The following is a 17,019-nucleotide window of genomic DNA, read 5'->3' as shown; positions in this document are numbered from 1 at the left end:
GGCCCCTGTCCCTCGTTGTCCCTCGTTCCGCGCCGCTCAGTTGCCCTCCGCGGGCCGGGGTAAGGCGCTGCTGCGGCCCGGCGCCAGCTCGGTGGCCGTCCACGGCCGCCCGGAGGCGGGCAGGGCGGCCACTGCGGCCTCTACGTCGCGGTGGGCGGGCAGCAGCCAGGCGGTGCCGGTACGGGCGGTCAACTGGCGTGCCACGGGACCGGCGCCGACCAGCACCACTCCGCCCCCGGTCGAACGCAGCAGCATCGACAGGCGGGCCAGCGCCCCCAGCGCCTCCACGTCCAGGTCACCGGCCGCGGTCACGTCCACCAGGACCGTCGGGGTCGTCGCCCCGGACCGGACAGCCCTGACCAGGCGTCCCGCGGCCGTCGGGGGATGGCCGGTGAGGGTGAGCAAGTGGTAGCGGGAACCCGCGGCAGGCGAGGTCATGGCCGGCCACCTTTCGTCGGAGCGGTTCGGGAAGCGCGCTGCGCGAAGGTCCGGGTTCTCCGGCGACGTGTGGGTTACGCCTCCGCCGACGTACGCGAAAATCAGTTCCCATGGCGCGGTCGCACATGTGTACGTGCCTCCGGCGGACGGAGATGGCGAAGATGAAACGTCTTCACCCTCCCCTCGGCCAGGTGGGAGCCCGCCCAACCGGCCGAAGTCGCACGCGACCAGCTCGTGGTCCAGGAGGTGCCGGCCGGCCGGAGTGGCGGGGGTCTGCCCTGGTCGGACCGGAATGTCAGACCTATGCATTACTGTGCGTCGCGTAGGTAACAGGACTGACCCAGGTGGCGCCTACGCGGTACCGCCACGGGTGGAGCAACAGGGGTGGGACGTGCACCAGCACATCGCGCGGCGCGTGGGAGTGACGCTGGCGGCCGTGGCCGTGGCGGCGAGCCTGACGAGCTGCCAGGACGGCGGGGACAAGACCAAGGCGGCCGAGGGCGCCGAGCAGGGCGCGGGGCAGAGCGCGTCGGTGCAGGCGCTCACGGCGGCGTACAAGAAGACGGCGGCGGCGAAGTCCGCGAAGGTCTCGATGACCATGACGCTGCCCGCGTCGCTGAAGGGCGGCGGCGAGACGCGGGTGGCCGGCGTCATGGGCTGGCACCCGCTGGCCATGGACGTGACGGTGACCGAGAGCAAGCCCGGCGCGGCGGCCGGCGGCGCCGAGAAGAACCACGTGATCTGGGCCGACGACGCCATCTACACCGACCTGCGCACCGGCATGGGCGCGCAGATCGACGGTTACGGTGACAAGAAGTGGGCCAAGATCGACCTGAAGGCGGCCGCGGCGGAGGCCGGCGGCAAGGCCGCCCAGCAGATGGCCGCCGGTCTGCAGGACATGCAGCAGGACCCGTCCCAGCAGCTCGCCATGCTGCTCAACTCCCGGGACATCAAGGACCTCGGGCCCGCCGAGGTGGACGGCCGGAAGGTGCGGCACTACCGGGGCTCGCTGACGGTCCAGGAGGCCATCAAGGGCCGCAAGACCGTGGAGCTGCTCACGCCCGCCGAGCGCGAGAAGCTGGTCGCGAACATGGGGAAGACCGGCATCAAGGGGTACGACTACGACGTCTGGGTCGACGGTGACCAGTACCCGGTGAAGATGGACTCGCAGATCAAGACGCCGCAGGGCACGATGCGCGTCACCTCGACCTACTCCGACTACGGCACCACGGCGTCGGTGAAGGCGCCGCCCGCCGGTGAGACGGCCGACCTGATACAGATGCTCAAGGACCTCGCGGCCCGGGCGAAGGGCGGTGCCGGCGCCGCCTGACAGGTGGCTGCGCCGGGCCGGGAGGCGGGCCGCTTCCCGGGGGGCACGTCCCGGCCTGCGTGGGCCCGGTGGGCCGATGCACGGCCGGGCGGATGTGCCGATTCGGTCCAGCCGAAGAAATCGGTGACGCATTCGGTCGCATCTCGGTCTCGTCGGCGTGCACCGGGCGGTTCCGGGGGTACCGGTCCAGCCTCGGCGTCGTCGTAGGAGGCAGCATGGCAGTCAACCGGTTCCCGGAAGAAGGCGGGCCCGGCGGCCCGGAGGCGGAAGCGGAGGAGGTGCCCCTGCGGGGCTACGCCGTGCTGGCCGGGACCTATCTGACGGCCACGGCCCTGTTCGCGCTGGGCTTCCGGAGGTCCGGACGTACCCTGCCCGCCCGGGTGCCTCCGTGGGACGTGCTGCTCCTGGGGACGGCGACGTACAAGGTGTCGCGGCTGCTGGCCAGGGACAAGATCACCGGTCTGGTGCGGGCGCCGTTCACCCGGCGTACGGGGACCGCCGGCGCCAATGAAGTGATGGACGAGCCCCGGGGCCACGGGCTCCGCCTGGCCACCGGCGAACTGCTCGCCTGCCCCTTCTGCCTGGCCGCCTGGGTCGGCACCTCGCTGGTCTGCGGTTATGCCGTCGCCCCGCGGGCCACCCGGCTGGCCGCCTGCGGACTGAGTGCCGTCACGGTCTCGGACTGGCTGCAGTACGCCTGGAGCGCCACGCAGCAGCGGGCCGAGGGGTGAGGCGCTGCCCGGGAGTCAGAGTGTGGGCGGCTCCAATGCGTACGTGGTGCCGCAAGCGCCGCACGCGAAACGGCCGTTGAGGCCGTCGTTCGCGCTCTGGCACTCCGGGCAGGTGGCGGAGGTGAAGTACACCGGCAGTGGTTCGCCGGCGCTCACACTTTCCTCCGTCGGGACACCATGGTTCTCTGTCATCCGGCTGCTCCGCAGTTGCATGACGATCTGCCGTCGGGCCCGTGGATGACCTGGGCGCCGTACTGGCTGTCACACATGATGCCCTCCCCCCGGCCCCCGAAGTCCATGACTCCCCCAAGCACAGAGTGCGCCTACAAAAACATCACAAAACCCCCTAGGAACGGTTACGTCGAGGCCACGGACGCGCGGCACCGGCGCACGAAGCGCATACCGGAGCACGGGTCGTCATCAGGGGGCGCAGAAATCATCCACGGCGCACCCCGCCACTGATCAGCCGCCCCAGAGGCCGCCGCACGGCCGGGTTCCGGACGGCTCGCCCGCCCGGAACCCGGCCCACCACTCCGCCGCGCAGCAGCACTCCCTCAGGGAGCGCTGCTCCACCGACGGAGCACTGCTCCATCCGCGGCACGCCGCTCCGCTCCCAGCGCGTCACTGCCCCGGCGAAGCCGCACGCCACCCGCGGCCCTCTCACCTCTCCGCATCACTCGCCGTCACCGGACCGCCTCCTGGAGCGTCCGGGTGCTTGGGGAGCAGCAGCATCAGTGCCGCCGCCACGACGTAGCACGCGATCTGCCACGGCAGGACGGAGGAGAACGCGTCTCCATAGGCCGTGAGCGGGGGAGACCCCGCCGCGGAGGCCGTGTCCAGTGCGGTGAAGAACCCCACGCCCAAGGCGGCCACGCCGATCGCGTTCCCGATCTGGCCGACGGTGGTGAGCACGCCGCCGGCGGCGCCGGCGTCCCGCGCGGGCACCCCGGTGAGGACGACGTCGACCAGCGAGGGCGAGGTGAGCCCCAGCCCGAGCCCGCCGATGAACAGCGGCAGCGCCAGCTCCCAGTACGAAGGGGCGTCCCCGCCGTGTACGACGAGCAGCAGGAGGAGCTGCGAGACGGCGAGGACGAGCGAACCGGTGACGAGCAGCAGACGCCCCGCGCGGGCGGCCAGTTGCACACCGGCTCCCGACGTGAGGATCGAGCCGACCGCGTACGGGAGGATCACCAGCCCGGCTTCCAGGGCCGAGCGGCCGGTGCCGTACTGGAGGTACAGCGACAGCAGCAGGAAGAACGATCCGATGGCGCCGAAGAACAGCGCGGAGGCGGCCAGCCCGCTGCTGAAGGCCCGTACCCGCAACAGCCCCGGATCGAGGACCGGCTGACCGCCGCACGCGACCAGGCGGCGTTCCCTCCTGAGGAACAGGGCCGTGACCGGTACCGACAGGGCCAGGAGGACGAAGCCCCACCAGGGCCAGCCTTGGGCGTGCCCCTGGACCAGAGGCAGGAGGACGCACACCGCGGCCGCCGCCGCGAGCGCCGCGCCGGGCAGGTCCAGCGGGGCCCGCCCGGCCCCGTTCGACTCGGGCAGGAACCGCACGCCGAGTACGAGTCCGACGGCCGCGACCGGAACGTTCACCCAGAAGATCGTCCGCCAGCCCAGACCGAACACGTCCGCGTCGACGAGCAGACCGCCGAGCAGCGGACCCGCCACCGAGGCGAGCCCGAGCACCGCCCCGTACGCGCCGAACGCCTTCGCCCGGGCGGCCGGCGCGAAGGACGACCGGATGATGCCGAACACCTGGGGCACCATCAGCCCGCCCGCCAGCCCCTGGCCGACACGGGTGGCGACGAGGACCGCCGGGTCCGGCGCGAGCGCGCAGGCCGCCGAGGCCACCGCGAACGCCGCCAGCCCGGTCAGGAAGACGCGCCGCCGTCCGAACTGGTCGCCGACGCGCCCACCGGTGATCAGCCCGGCGCCGAGCGCGAGGGTGTACCCGGCGACCGTCCATTGGAGGGCGGCCTCACCGGCCCCCAGTCCGTCGGCGATCGCCGGGGCGGCGACCGTGACGATCGTCGCGTCCAGCAGTTCCATGAACGAGGCGACGAGCACCACGACGAGGGCGATCACCGAGGAAGGGCCGGAAGCGGCAGCGAGCTGCGCTCCCGGCTCCGGTGCCGTCTGATCTGCGGGGACGGCGGCCGCCGCGCCGCCGCCCAGGTGGGAAGAAGTGGTCATGCGGGCCAGCGTCACAGGAGTACCGGCCACCTGACGGCCGCTATTCCTGGCACGTTGGGGCCATGGCAGAAACATCGGCGCGCCTTCTCCTCCTGCTCTCCCTCTTCCAGTCCCGGCGCGACTGGCCGGCTTCGGTACTGGCGGAACGCCTGGAGGTGAGTCCGCGCACGGTGCGCCGGGACATCGGCAGGCTTCGGGAACTGGGCTATCCCGTACGTGTCAGCAAAGGGCCGGGAGGCGCGTACAGGCTGGACGCGGGCGCGAAGATCCCGCCCCTGCTGTTCGACGACGAGCAGGCCATCGCGGTCGCCGTCGCACTGCAGACCGCTCCCTCCACGGTGGCCGGCCTCGGAGAAGCGGCCGCCCGCGCACTCGCCACCGTCCGCCAGGTCATGCCGAAGCGGCTGCGGCAACGGGTCGACGCGGTGCGGGTGACGTCGATCGACAACGCCTGGGACCTCGCGGCGCCCCCGGTCGACTCCCGGGTGCTGCTCGCCGTGGGCACCGCCGTCCGCCACCGCGAGGTGCTGACCTTCGACCACGCGAGCAGCGGCGGGCCCGCCCGTACGGCGGGGGCTGCTGACGAGGAACCGGAGCGGCCGTTCCGGGTGGAGCCGCATCACCTCGTGATGTGGTCGGGCCGCTGGTACCTCGTCGCATGGGACGTGGAGCGGTCCCACTGGCGTACCTTCCGGGTCGACCGGATCGCCCCGCACGCGCCCACCGGGCTCCGCTTCGCGCCGCGGGACCTGCCCGGCGCCGATGTGACGGCGTTCGTCGTCGGGCAGCTCGACCGCGGCGACGCTCCGGACCAGTGGGCCTGCCACGGCGAGGTGATCCTCGACGCCCCCGCCGCGGTCGTCGCCCGCTGGGCGCCCGGCGGTGCCGTGGTCGAGGAAGCCGGCCCGGGCCGCTGCCGGCTCGGCCTCGGCGCCTGGTCGTGGCCGGGGCTGGCGGCCCTGATCGGAACCTTCGCCTGCGACATCGAAGTGATCGGCCCGCTGGAACTGGCCGCGGCGTGCGAGGAACTGGCCCACCGTTACGCGAAGGCGGCGGCGGGCCACCAGGCCGGGCGGCCCGCCGGCGGGGAGGCTCCGGGGAGCCCGGCGCCGTCGGTCAGTTTCCGTGCGCCGTGATGGCGTACCCCTCGGGACCGGCGAAGGTGAAGGCCAGGCCGAACGGAGTGGTCCGCGGCGGGCTGAGGACGGTCACCCCGGCGGCGACGAGCTGGTCGTGGAGTTCCTGGGCGTCCGTGGTGCGGAACCACAGGGCCACCCCGAGGCCGGGCCGGTCGGCCCCGTCGAGGTCCACGCCCGGCAGCGGCTCGCGGACGGCGAACGCGACGGGCTCGGTGGCGAACACCACCGCGCCGGGGGGTGACGCGGGGGCCCGGCGCAGACCGAGGTGCTGCTCGCAGAAGGCGGCCGCCGCTTCGACGTCGCGTACCTGCAGAGCGACGAAGTCGGGGCCGAGGAGGGTGGCGGTCATAGGGCTTCCCCATTCCGTGGTGTCCGGCGTGCCGGGACCGGTGAAGTCAGGACTTTGACATCGAGGAATGTACGGACGGCGGGAAGCTGTGTCAAACTCCTGACATGGAAGACCGGAAGCCCGCAGAACACCGGAAGCCCACGGAGCGTCGGAAGCCCGCGGAGGAGCGGAGAGCCGCGGAGGACCGTGCGCCCGTGCAGCCGCCGCACCCCGTCCAGGACATCACCGAGCACGTGGGGTACCGCCTCAAACGCTCCGCCGCCGCCCTGCGCGGCGCCATGGACAAGGCCCTGCGCGAGTACGGCCTGACGGTGCCGCAGTACTCCTGCCTCGAACTGCTCGACCACCAGCCCGGTCTGTCCAACGCCGAACTCGCCCGCGGCACGTTCGTCACGCGGCAGTCCATGAACGTCGTACTGCGCGGCCTGCAGGACGCGGAGCTGGTCTCCCGGCCGCGCACCACGGACCACGGCCGCGCCCTGCCCGCCCATCTCACCGACGCGGGCCGCGGCCGCCTCGAACTGGCCCGTGGCGCCGTCTACGCCATCGAGCGGCGGATGGTCGCCGCCATCCCGCAGCAGCGCCTGACCGCCCTCCTCGCCGACCTCGACCGCATGACGGAGGCCCTCGGCGACTGACCGCGGCGCCACACGGCGCAAGCCCCTGCCGCCGCGGTGTCGCGGAACGTCGGCAGGGGCTCGGCTCGCCGTGTCGGTACGCGGTGTCAGCCCGCGGTGTCGGTCTGCCAGATCGGGCGGCCGTCGGCGTTGTAGATGACGATGTTGCCGTCGTCCTGCACGGAGAACAGGGCTCCGTGGTTGCCGCCGGTGTCGGAGTGCCAGATCTGCCGGCCGTTGGAGTCGTAAACGACGAGGTCGCCGTTCAATTCGAAGGCCGCCGTGTCACCGTTCGGGTACACGTTGTCCGCCTGCCAGGCCGCCTTGCCCTGGCGGTAGACGACGAAGTTGCCGTCTTCCTGCAGGCGCAGAAGGGTGTTGCCGTCACCGGATGTCCAGGCCTGGTTCCGGCGGATCGACGTCCTGGCCCGGAAGTCCGCGTTGGCCATGTCTTCCCCCTCGCTCCGGCTCGGGGCCGCTCCCCGGGCCGCCAGCCAAGATAGCCCCGCGGAGGCCGGAATCCGCAGGGTGAATGACGCCGACCGGTTCGCTCGGCGCACAGGCCAAGAATGCGGCCATCCGCCGGTGTACGGCACATCCCGGCGCCGCCTTGTGCGGGAGGTGCGCCGGTGAGGGGCGGGGGCCGCTGGGTCGGCAGCGTCGCCGGAGGGGCGGGTTTTCTGGCGCGATACCGCCCATGCCGGAGCCTCGGCATGCCCGTGGACCGCACAGGACGGCCGTACTCAAGCCAGTCGACTCCCGTCTTCGGACGCCCGGCCTGGCGCACCTGCCACCTTGCGGGCGGGGCCGGCGGTCCGGGCGTGCGCGGAGAGGTGTGGGCGACAGCACCTGGCGCGGTGGATTCATCCAGGTGAAGGTCGGGGCAGATTGTGGGGCGGGGCTCGTGATGTGGGCTCTCGTCGTATGTGTCCGTAATGATGGTTGTTCCTGGAGTTGTCGTGTCGCTGACGCACCGTCCGCTGTTCCCGTTGGTCCCGCAGGCCGATCCGGCGGAGGAGGCGAGACAGCTCCATACGGAAGGGGGCCTGGTGCCGGTGAGACTTCCGGGTGACGTGGCGGCCTGGGCGGCGGTGGACCACACCACCGCCCAGTTGGTCCTCGGTCACCCGGAGCTGACCAAGGACGCCGCGTACTGGCCGGACCTGGCCTCCGGCCGCGTCCCCGACCACTGGGAACTGATCGCCGTCATCCGCGGCGCCGGCATGCTGCACGCCGGCGGCGACGATCACCGGCGGCTGCGGAAACTGGCGAGCAGCGCGTTCACCCGGGCGCCCATCGCGGCGCTCGAAGGCCGGATCACGGAGATCGCCGGGCAACTGCTCGACGACCTCGCGGCGGCGGACCCGCGCGAGCCGGTCGATCTGCGCGACCGCTACGCCTACCGGCTCCCGGTACGGGTCATCTGCGAGGTGCTGGGCGTGCCGGACACCGCGGTGTCCGGGCTGCGCGGCGCCTTCGAGCGCCTGGTCACCCCGCAGGAGGACGGCGCGGAGGACATCCGCGTCGCCCAGGCGGAGATCCACCGGTCGCTGACCGCGCTGATCGCCGCCAAGCGGGCGGCGCCGGGCGACGACCTGACCAGCGCCCTGATCCAGGCACGCGACGACGGCGACCGGCTCAGCGAGGAGGAACTGGTCGAGACGCTCTTCCTGATCCTCATCGCCGGGCACGAGACCACGCTCAACCTCATCAGCAGCGCGGTGCACGCGCTCCTGGAGCACCCGGACAAGCTGGCGTACGTCCGCGAAGCGGCCCGTAACGGGGACGGAGGGGGCGCCTGCCCCTTTGCCCACGGCGGCCGTGGCGCCCGTACTGAAGCGGGCGCCGGCGACGGAAGCGCGGTCACCGAGGCCGACGACGCGGACGACGACATCTGGACCGCGCTGGTCGACGAGACGCTCCGGTACTCCTCGCCGGTACGGCACGCCCTGATGCGCTACGCCGTCGAAGACGTCGACATAGCCGGGGTCCGGGTGTCCCGGGGCGAACCCGTCCTCGCCGGCCTGTTCGCCGCGGGCCGGGACCCGGGCCGCCACACGGACCCCGACGTCTTCGACCCGGCCCGCCCCACGCGCCGTGACCACCTCGCGTTCGGTCACGGCGCGCACTACTGCCTGGGGGCGCGACTGGCGCGCCTGGAGGCCAGGATCGCGCTGAAGGCGCTCTTCACCCGCTATCCGGACCTGGAGGCCGCCGCCGCCCCGGAGCGGCTGGCATCCATCTCCGTCCAGGGCGTCCGCACCCTGCCGGTCCGGCTGAACGCCGGGCGCCCGCGCGGCTGACGGTACGCCCAGGGGCTGTGACCCCGCCCGTATGCGGTCACAGCCCCCGGCCCCTGCCCCGTCGTCGCCGCCCGCCTACCGCGGAAGAATCCGCTTCCGCCACGACCCGCGGTCCGGCGCCGCGGCAGGCGTCGCGGCCATGGCGGCCGTGCCCCTGGGCTCCACGCGGGGCTGCGGCTGCGCGCCCGCGGACGCGCCCTGCCTGGGCCGCTGCGGGGTGAAGTGCACGGGCAGGGTGTTCAGACGGCTGGATACCATCGAGGTGGTGACCGACAACTCGGTCTCCGGTACGGCGAGTTGGATGTCGGGAAGCCGCGCGAGCAGCGTGTCGATGGCGGTGTCGGCGATGGCCCGTCCGATGTCCATGCCGGGGCACTCGTGCGGGCCCTTGCCGAAGGCCAGGTGCGAACGGTTGCCGTGCACGGGCGTGGACAGGTCCGGGCGCACGGCGGGGTCGCGGTTGCCGGCGGACAGACCGAGCAGCACCATGTCGCCGCCGTTGATCCGCTGCCCGCCGAGCACCGTGTCGCCGGTGGCCCAGCGGTTCGGGATCAGCGAGAGCGGCGGCTGGTCCCACATCACCTGGTCCAGCGCGTCCGGCAGCGTCATCTGACCGCCCGCCAGGTTGCCGCGGAAGCGGCGGTCGGTGAGCACCATCCGCAGCGTGTTCGCCACCAGGTTGGCGGTGTTCTCGTTCGCGGCGACCAGGGCGTGCCGCAGGTGCTGGAGCACCTCGTCGTCGGACAGGCCCGCCTCGTGGCGCAGCAGCCAACTGGTGAGGTCGTCGCCGGGCACGGCCTTCTTGCGCCGGATCAGCTCTTCCATCGTCTCGACGACGATCTGGTTGCTCTTCACGGCGGTCTCGGTGGGCCGCACCAGGTCGCGTACGGCCTCGCCCAGCGGCAGCGCGTCCTGCTCGGGTATGCCGAACTGCCGGCTCAGCACCAGGATCGGCAGCTTCTCCGCGAAGTCGGTCACCAGGTCGGCCTGGCCGGCCGCGGCGAACGCGTGGAGCAGACGGTCGGTGTAGCGCACCACGTAGCGGCGGTTCCCGTGCCGGTTGATGCGCGCCAGGCTGTCGGTGACCGCGCTGCGCAGCCGGGCGTGCTCGTCGCCGTCGGCGAAGGCGATGACCGGCTGGTACGCGGTGATGGGCAGCAGCGGCGAGTCGGGCGCCAGGCGGACGTTCCAGCGGCGGGAGTCGGCGGAGAACAGCAGCGGGTTGCGCAGGACGTCCAGGTTCTCCTGGTGTCCCAGGACGAGCCAGGCCCTGATCTCGCCGGGCAGCAGGACGGGCGCCACCGGCCCGTGCTCCTGGCGGAGCCGCTCGTACAGTTCGTGCGGTGCGCGTTCCGCCTCGGGCCCGTACAGCCGCCGCAGTCCGCCGGCTCCCTGTGCGTGAGCGGGGCACTGCGCGGGCGGGGACGGCAGGGACGGGGTGCTGGGGGAGCCGGGAAAGGGGCTGGTCACAGGTCCTCCGAGAAGCAGCGGCGGGGCAACGCGCAGCATATCTCCGGGGCATGGCGCTCCCGTACCCAGCCCGTACACGGTCCGCGTGCCCTGCGGCCGGGCGGCACGGGGCCGAACGGAACGGGCCGGAAAGGGCACGCGAGGAGGAGGTGAACGGTCCCTCCGGGGCGGAAACCGGCCCGGGACGCCCCCTTTACGGCACCTGCCGGACAATTGATCATGATGGATGGCCGGTAACCGGAACGGAGGGGCCAGCGATGTCGGTGCGGCACCACGGAAGCGCGGCGGGCACAACGCCGCCACTCCGCACCGCCTCTGACGGTGCCTCGCCCGCTCCGGCCCGCCGGCGTGCGCCGTACCTCCCGGTGCGGCGCTCCGCCCGAGCAAAGGACGAGTCGTGGCAGTAGCGGAGCAGTCGGTCGGTACGGAGTCGGTCCCGCGCGCGCCCGGAGCGGTGCCGCTGCTCGGGCACGCGGTGAGCTTGTGGCGCGATCCGTTCGGGTTCATGACGTCCCTGCGGGCGCACGGCGAGCTCGTACGCCTGAACCTCGGCACGATGCCCATCTACGTCGCGACATCCGCCGAGGTCGTCCACGAGGTGACGGTGCGCCAGGCCCGCTCCTTCGAGAAGGGACGTTTCTTCGACCGGCTGCGGCCCCTCGCGGGCAACGGCCTGGCCAACGCCAACGGCGAACTGCACCGCGCGCACCGGCGGCTCATCCAGCCGATGTTCGCCAAGGAGCGCATCGCGGCCTACTCCGACACGATGCGGCGCAACGCCCTCGCCGTCTCCGACCGGTGGACGGCCGGTCAGGAGCTCGACGTGGCCCACGAGATGGCCGCCTTCAGCATCGAGACGCTGGCCTCCACCATGTTCTCCTCCGACATCGGCCGGCCCGCGGTGGAGGCCATCCGCAGAAACCTGCCGATCGCCCTGAAGAACCTGCTGCTCCGCGCGGCCTCCCCGAAGATCCTCGACCGGCTGCCGATCCGCCCCAACCGCGAGTTCGACGCCGCGGTCGCCGAGCTGCGCCAGGTCATCGACGAGGTGATCAGGACCGCGCGCACCGAACAGCACACCGGCCACGACGACCTGCTGTCGCTGCTGCTCGCGGAGGGCGACCGGCTGTCCGACACCGAGGTACGGGACGAGCTGAGCACCATCCTCTTCGCCGGCGCCGAGACCACGGCGGGCACCCTCGCCTGGGCCTTCCACGAACTGGCCGGGCACCCCGAGGTGGAACGGCAGGTGGTGGCGGAGATCGCGGAGACCGTCGGCGACCGCCCGGTGACCGTCGAGGACGTGCCCCGCCTGCCGACCGTCCGCCGGGTCCTGGACGAGGTGATCCGCCTGCACGGGGTCACCCTCCTCATGCGCCGGGCCACCGAACCGGTGGTCCTGAACGGCGTGCGGCTGCCGGCCGGCACCGAGGTCGCCTTCAGCCTCTACGCCCTGCACCGCGACCCGAACGTCTACGCCCACGCCGACCGCTTCGACCCCGACCGGTGGCTGCCCGAGCGGCAGCGGGAAGCCGGCCTCGGCCGCGAGACGTTCATCCCCTTCGGGGCCGGCAACCGCAAGTGCCTCGGCGACCAGTTCATCTACACCGAGGCGACCATCGCCCTGGCCACCTGGCTCCCGAAGTGGAAGCTCGTCCCCGTACCCGGCCACACCCCGAAGGAGATCGCCTCGGCGGTGGCGGCGGCCGACCGCATCCCCATGACCGTCACCGAGCGCCGCCCCTGACGTGGCCGGAAAGCCACCACCCATGATCGCGCCGCGCGGAAGTCCGGTAGGTTCGCGGCGCGGTCCCCGGGCCCGGCCCCGGCAGTCACGGCCCGGCGGCCCCGGCCCGGCCCCGGCCCAGACCCCGGCATAAGGAACCTCCCCGATGAGCACCTCGGAAAGCGTCGACGTCCCGGACGCGCTGACCGCGTCGTACGGCAAGAGCGACGCCGGACGGGCCTGGCTCGCCGCCCTGCCCGCCCAGGTCGCGGAGTTCCTGGAGCGCTGGGAACTGAGGCGGGACGGCGGGGCCCGGTCCGGGATGGCCTCGCTCGTCCTGCCGGTCGTGCGTACGGACGGGACGCGCGCCGTCCTGCGGTGCCAGCTCCCCACGGAGGAGACCGACGCCGCACTGGTCGGACTGCGCACCTGGAACGGTGACGGCGCCGTACGGCTGATCGCGCACGACCGGACGGGCGGCGTCATGCTGCTGGAACGGCTGGACGGAGCCCGTACGCTCGCCTCCGTCGCGGACGACGACACCGCGACGGCCATCCTGGCCGGACTGCTGCGGCGCCTCGTCGCCGTCCCCGCCCCGGCGGGCCTGCGCGGACTCGGCGACATCGCCGCCGGCATGCTGGAGCGGACGCCCGGGGCGGTGACGGCGCTGTCCGACCCCGCCGACCGCCGGCACCTGCGGCGCTGGGCCTCGGTGGTGGCCGACCTGGCCGGCGAGCCGGGGGACCGGTTGCTGCACTGGGACCTGCACCACGACAACGTGCTGGCCGGGGAGCGCGAACCGTGGCTCGCCATCGACCCGGAACCGCTGGCCGGCGACCCCGGCTTCGACCTGTGGCCCGCCCTGGACAGCCGGTGGGAGGAGATCGCCGCGACGGGCCGGGCGCACCGCGTGGTGCGCCGCCGGTTCGACCTGCTCACCGAGGCGCTCGGGCTGGACCGTGAGCGGGCGGCCGGTTGGACGCTGGGCCGGCTGCTGCAGAACTCCCTGTGGGACATCGAGGACGGGGCGACGGCACTCGCCCCGTCGCAGGTCACCGTCGCGGAGGCGTTGCTGCGCCGGTAGCCGGTAGCGGGGCGCCGGTGCGGCGCGCGTGCGGCGGGGTGGCCGCGAAACGCGCCGGCCGTCCGACGAGGCGGCCGTACCGCGGGGCCGTCCGGCAGGGGGCGCCAGCTCCGTGACTCACACCACAGCGATACCGCACGCATACCGGGTGTAAGGCCAGCCGGCCGGGACACACGAGCGGCAGTGCTTCGGAACCGTAGGCACCCTTCCCTTTTCCAGGCCGAGGGGCCCGTCTGCCGTTTTCCGGACCGGCCTCCCGCCTGCCTGTGACCACCCGAGTGAAGCGGTAAAGGAGAGCCGGCGATGGCCACCCCCGCGACCGCGCGCCCCCATGAGCGCGGTGCCAAGGATGTCGACACCAGCGACGAGTTCCGGCTGCTGGCAACGCTGGAGGACGGGCCGGTCAAGGAGCAGATACGCCGGCGCGTCATCACCGCCTGGCTGCCGATGGCCCACCGTCTCGCGTACCGGCTGCGGGAACGCGGCGAACACCTCGACGACCTGAAGCAGGTCGCCGCCCTCGGCCTGGTCAAGGCCGTCGACCGCTTCGACCCGGACCGCGCGGACGCGTTCGAGCAGTTCGCCGTGCCCACCATCACGGGCGAGCTCAAGCGGCACTTCCGCGACCACACCTGGCACGTGCACGTGCCGCGCCGCATCCAGGAACTGCGCAACAAGGTCCGTCTCGCGGTCAAGGAACTCAGCACCACCCTGGACGGGCGCACGCCCGGCGCCGAACAGATCGCCGCGCACACCGGCCTGTCCGAGCAGGACGTCACGCTCGGGCTGCGGGCGCTGGAGAGCTACCGGTCGCTGTCCCTGGACGCCGCCCTCGACCACGGCGGCGAAGGCGGTGACGAGCACACCCTGCTGCACGTCCTCGGCGCGCTCGAAGACGCCTTCGCGCTCGTCGAGGACCGCGAGACGGTCAAACCGGTGCTGGCCCGGCTGCCCGAACGGGACCGCCGCATCCTGTACCTGCGGTTCTTCGAGGACATGACGCAGAGCGCCATCGCCGCCGAACTGGGCGTGTCGCAGATGCATGTCTCCCGCCTGCTCAACCGGGCGCTGGCCCGGATCCGTACGGAGGCGACCCGGACCCCGGCGGGGCAGTACCGCAAGGCCGCCTGAGCAACCGTACGGCGCCGTACGCGGCCACACCTCCCGTCCCGTCCCCTGATTCCGCCCTGCTCCCGAGCTGCCGGGACGGACGAGGCAGGAGGTGTGGCCGCGCCGACGGGGTACCGAGTGAAAACGTACGGTCCACCGACAGAAGCGGACCGGAAGAGGAACGGAGCATGCATGGCCGGTCAGTCGCGGAAGCAAGAGCCCGTACAGCGCGGGCCCGCACGGCAAGGCACTTCGCAAGGCCACCGCGAGCAGCCCGCCGAGCAGGGGCGCTTCGCCCGGGTGCGGCAGTGGTGGACCCGGGCCTGGGGCTCGGCGGGACACGAGCGTCACACGCTGCTGCTCATCGGCAAGAGCACGCTGGCGGCGACCGTCGCCTGGGTGTTCTCCTACAACGTGCTCGACGCGGAGTCGCCGGCGTTCGCGCCGTTCTCCGCCGTCCTGATCATGCAGGTGACGGTGTACCAGTCCCTGCTGCAGTTGCTGCGGTACGTGGGGGCGGTGGCGACCGGCGTCGCCGTGCAGGCCGTCCTCGGGTACCTGGCCGGCCCGGACCTGCTCACCTTCGCCCTCGTGGCGGTGGTGGCGCTCACCATCGGCCGGTGGCCGGCCCTCGGGTCGCAGGGCTCCCAGGTGGCGACGGCGGCCTTCTTCGCCTTCTCCACCTATGTCTCGGCACCGGCCGGGATCGATAAGATCACTCACCTGGGACAGATCATCCTGCTGGTCCTCATCGGGTGCGGCGTCGGCGTGATCGTCAACGTCGCCCTGGTCCCGCCCCTGCGCTACCGCAGCGCCGAACACGGCATCCACACCCTCGCCCGCGCCCTGTGCGACCTGGTCAGTGACATGTACCCGGCGATGCGGGAGGGCGAGATGGAGGAGGAGCGCATCAGCCACTGGCGCAGCCGCGCCGAACAGACCGGCGGGCTGATCAACCAGGCCGAGAACGGGCTGCGGACGGCGCGCGAGAGCCTCTACTACAACCCGCGCAACCGCCTGGGCCGCCACCGGGGCCGTAAGGGCTTCGAGGGGTACGGCACGGTGCTCAAGGCACTGGAGCGGACCATGTACCAGATGGCCTCGCTCACCCGCAGCCTCGATCAATGGCGCCAGGACGGCGCCGAACGGGACCGGCGCTTCCTGCGCGGCTACGCCGACTTCCTGGAGTCCATCTCCCGGATCACCCAGGTCCTGGGGGAGCTGACCGAGGAATCGCTGTCCGACCAGGCCGGCGAACTGTGCGGTCTGGCGGACCGGGCCCAGGAGTGCTGCCGCAAGGTGACCGAACAGGCCGAGGAGGACGGGCTGCCGCTGACCGACCCCGCCTACCCCTACGGAGTGCTCGTGGTGGAGGCCACCCGGCTGATGGACGAGTTCCAGTACACCTGTGACGTACTCCAGCAGCAGGTCGACGAGGCGTGACCACCGTGCCGGATTCCCCCAGGTGCGGACCTGTCCGGGTGATGTTTGCAGCCGTCCGGCACCAGCACCGTGCGCCGCCGCCGTCGTTAGTCCTTTCAACCGACAAGGAGAACGACATGTCTGCTGAGACCACCGACGCTCCCACCCTGCCGGGTGACGGCTCCCTGTGCATCCACAACGACTGGTTCGAGAGCGGCTGGCCCGTCGTCATGCCGCTCCACCAGGCCATGTGGGCGGTCATGCTGTTGAGCACCGCGACCGCCCGGCAATTGAGGGGTGACCTCGACGCCGTCGCCGTACTGGTCTTCGGCGACGACCCGCGGCGTGCCCCGCGCGGTATCGGCGGCCAGGGACTGGAATCGCCGCTGGTATGGCCGGACGCGGAGGCCGTGGAGGCAGCGGACAGCCCCGAGGAGGCCGCGCGGATCACGGCGGACGCGCAGACGCACCGCGCGTGGTGCGAAGAGGCGCTGCGCGCGGCGGGTCTCCCGGCACCGTCCACCGTGCGGGACCTGGCGACGGTCATGGAGCGCCTGGGGATCGCCCGGTGCGAGGACGGGCGGTGGACGATGCCCGACTGCTTCCCCCGGCCGGAGGACGTGCTGCGACTGCCGGAAGAGCTCCTCGGACGCCTCCGGAGCCTCCGGCGGGTGCAGGACTCCGGACCGGCCGAACGCGCCCTGCTGCACCACATCACCCACACGCTCGGCCGCCCCGCGCAGTTCATCACGACACTGCAACGGCTGAAGCAGGCCACCGGCTTCGGGGCCGGCAGGCTGCGGGACATCCTCGACCACCTCGCCACCGGCACGGGCGAGATCAAGTTGTACCGCGGCCGACCGCCCGTCACCGTCGCGGCGAAGGACCTGACCGGGCAGAGCCGCTTCCTGATCTCCTTGGACTGGGCCCGTATCGACGAAGGCCGCAACCAGACGGTACGCATCGTCTGACGTGCCCGCGTCCTCCTCGTCCGCGCGAGCGGCGCCGGGCCATGCTTACAGCCGATTTACCGCACTTCCGTGCAGGATGGGCAGGCTTTGCACCGCCGCGTACTGCCGTACTGCCGTTTACTGCCGT

General features: G+C 72.5%; 16 protein-coding genes. 10 read left to right on the top strand and 6 right to left on the bottom strand.

Annotated features, from left to right (window positions below; genetic code table 11):
- Window positions 1-36: 36 nt before the first annotated feature.
- Entirely contained in the window at window positions 37-438 is a 402-nt protein-coding gene (locus EJG53_RS02945) for an STAS domain-containing protein (protein WP_125043449.1), read from the bottom strand.
- A 391-nt stretch (window positions 439-829) separates the two neighbouring features.
- Between EJG53_RS02945 and EJG53_RS02940 the strand changes: the two genes are divergently transcribed.
- Together EJG53_RS02940 and EJG53_RS02935 are read left to right on the top strand one after the other, a co-directional pair.
- Entirely contained in the window at window positions 830-1,768 is a 939-nt protein-coding gene (locus EJG53_RS02940; RefSeq protein ID WP_125043448.1) for an SCO4651 family lipoprotein, read from the top strand.
- A 215-nt stretch (window positions 1,769-1,983) separates the two neighbouring features.
- Window positions 1,984-2,499 (top strand): DUF1360 domain-containing protein, encoded by a 516-nt coding sequence (locus EJG53_RS02935; protein ID WP_125043447.1) that lies wholly within the window; start codon window positions 1,984-1,986, stop codon window positions 2,497-2,499.
- 15 nt (window positions 2,500-2,514) lie between these two features.
- Here EJG53_RS02935 and EJG53_RS40540 read toward each other — a convergent pair whose 3' ends face one another.
- Window positions 2,515-2,655 (bottom strand): hypothetical protein, encoded by a 141-nt coding sequence (locus tag EJG53_RS40540; protein WP_154806352.1) that lies wholly within the window; start codon window positions 2,653-2,655, stop codon window positions 2,515-2,517.
- Window positions 2,656-3,159: 504 nt separating this feature from the next.
- Window positions 3,160-4,701, bottom strand: coding sequence for an MFS transporter (locus EJG53_RS02930; RefSeq protein WP_125043446.1), 1,542 nt, complete (start codon window positions 4,699-4,701; stop codon window positions 3,160-3,162).
- A gap of 62 nt (window positions 4,702-4,763) precedes the next feature.
- On the opposite strand from EJG53_RS02930, the gene EJG53_RS02925 reads away from it, so the two are divergent.
- Window positions 4,764-5,837 carry a helix-turn-helix transcriptional regulator gene (locus EJG53_RS02925; RefSeq protein ID WP_125043445.1) on the top strand — a complete coding sequence of 358 codons (1,074 nt, stop codon included), beginning with the start codon at window positions 4,764-4,766 and terminating at the stop codon, window positions 5,835-5,837.
- Here the strand turns inward: EJG53_RS02925 and EJG53_RS02920 are convergent.
- Complete coding sequence (locus EJG53_RS02920) at window positions 5,818-6,189, bottom strand: VOC family protein (RefSeq protein WP_125043444.1); 372 nt, start codon at window positions 6,187-6,189, stop codon at window positions 5,818-5,820. The genes EJG53_RS02925 and EJG53_RS02920 overlap by 20 nt on opposite strands.
- Before the next feature lie 194 nt (window positions 6,190-6,383).
- On the opposite strand from EJG53_RS02920, the gene EJG53_RS02915 reads away from it, so the two are divergent.
- A complete protein-coding gene (locus EJG53_RS02915; RefSeq protein WP_244954948.1) occupies window positions 6,384-6,827 on the top strand; it encodes a MarR family winged helix-turn-helix transcriptional regulator in 444 nt (147 codons plus the stop codon).
- An 86-nt stretch (window positions 6,828-6,913) separates the two neighbouring features.
- Here the strand turns inward: EJG53_RS02915 and EJG53_RS02910 are convergent, their stop codons facing one another.
- On the bottom strand, window positions 6,914-7,255 hold the full coding sequence (locus EJG53_RS02910; RefSeq protein WP_050510956.1) for a hypothetical protein: 342 nt from the start codon (window positions 7,253-7,255) through the stop codon (window positions 6,914-6,916).
- A gap of 510 nt (window positions 7,256-7,765) precedes the next feature.
- Between EJG53_RS02910 and EJG53_RS02905 the strand changes: the two genes are divergently transcribed.
- Window positions 7,766-9,109: a cytochrome P450 family protein gene (locus tag EJG53_RS02905; RefSeq protein WP_167515030.1), complete on the top strand. Its 1,344-nt coding sequence runs from the start codon at window positions 7,766-7,768 to the stop codon at window positions 9,107-9,109.
- Window positions 9,110-9,184: 75 nt separating this feature from the next.
- Here the strand turns inward: EJG53_RS02905 and EJG53_RS02900 are convergent, their stop codons facing one another.
- Complete coding sequence (locus tag EJG53_RS02900; protein WP_244954947.1) at window positions 9,185-10,579, bottom strand: cytochrome P450; 1,395 nt, start codon at window positions 10,577-10,579, stop codon at window positions 9,185-9,187.
- A 397-nt stretch (window positions 10,580-10,976) separates the two neighbouring features.
- Here EJG53_RS02900 and EJG53_RS02895 point away from each other — a divergent pair, with 397 nt between their 5' ends.
- The 5 genes from EJG53_RS02895 to EJG53_RS02875 all read left to right on the top strand — a co-directional run bounded on the left by EJG53_RS02895 (window position 10,977) and on the right by EJG53_RS02875 (window position 16,892).
- Complete coding sequence (locus EJG53_RS02895) at window positions 10,977-12,326, top strand: cytochrome P450 (RefSeq protein ID WP_125043441.1); 1,350 nt, start codon at window positions 10,977-10,979, stop codon at window positions 12,324-12,326.
- Between the two features lie 145 nt (window positions 12,327-12,471).
- Window positions 12,472-13,389, top strand: coding sequence for an aminoglycoside phosphotransferase family protein (locus EJG53_RS02890; RefSeq protein ID WP_125043440.1), 918 nt, complete (start codon window positions 12,472-12,474; stop codon window positions 13,387-13,389).
- Between the two features lie 303 nt (window positions 13,390-13,692).
- A complete protein-coding gene (locus EJG53_RS02885; protein ID WP_125043439.1) occupies window positions 13,693-14,520 on the top strand; it encodes a SigB/SigF/SigG family RNA polymerase sigma factor in 828 nt (275 codons plus the stop codon).
- A 171-nt stretch (window positions 14,521-14,691) separates the two neighbouring features.
- Entirely contained in the window at window positions 14,692-15,942 is a 1,251-nt protein-coding gene (locus EJG53_RS02880; RefSeq protein WP_125043438.1) for an FUSC family protein, read from the top strand.
- Between the two features lie 116 nt (window positions 15,943-16,058).
- A complete protein-coding gene (locus tag EJG53_RS02875) occupies window positions 16,059-16,892 on the top strand; it encodes a DUF6042 family protein (protein WP_125043437.1) in 834 nt (277 codons plus the stop codon).
- The last annotated feature ends 127 nt before the right edge of the window (window positions 16,893-17,019 follow it).

This window comes from Streptomyces chrestomyceticus JCM 4735 (assembly GCF_003865135.1).
In the GTDB taxonomy this organism is placed as follows: Bacteria; Actinomycetota; Actinomycetes; order Streptomycetales; family Streptomycetaceae; genus Streptomyces; species Streptomyces chrestomyceticus.
The sequence above is the reverse complement of the archived record's forward strand: the minus strand, read 5'-3'. Positions and strand labels throughout refer to the sequence as shown.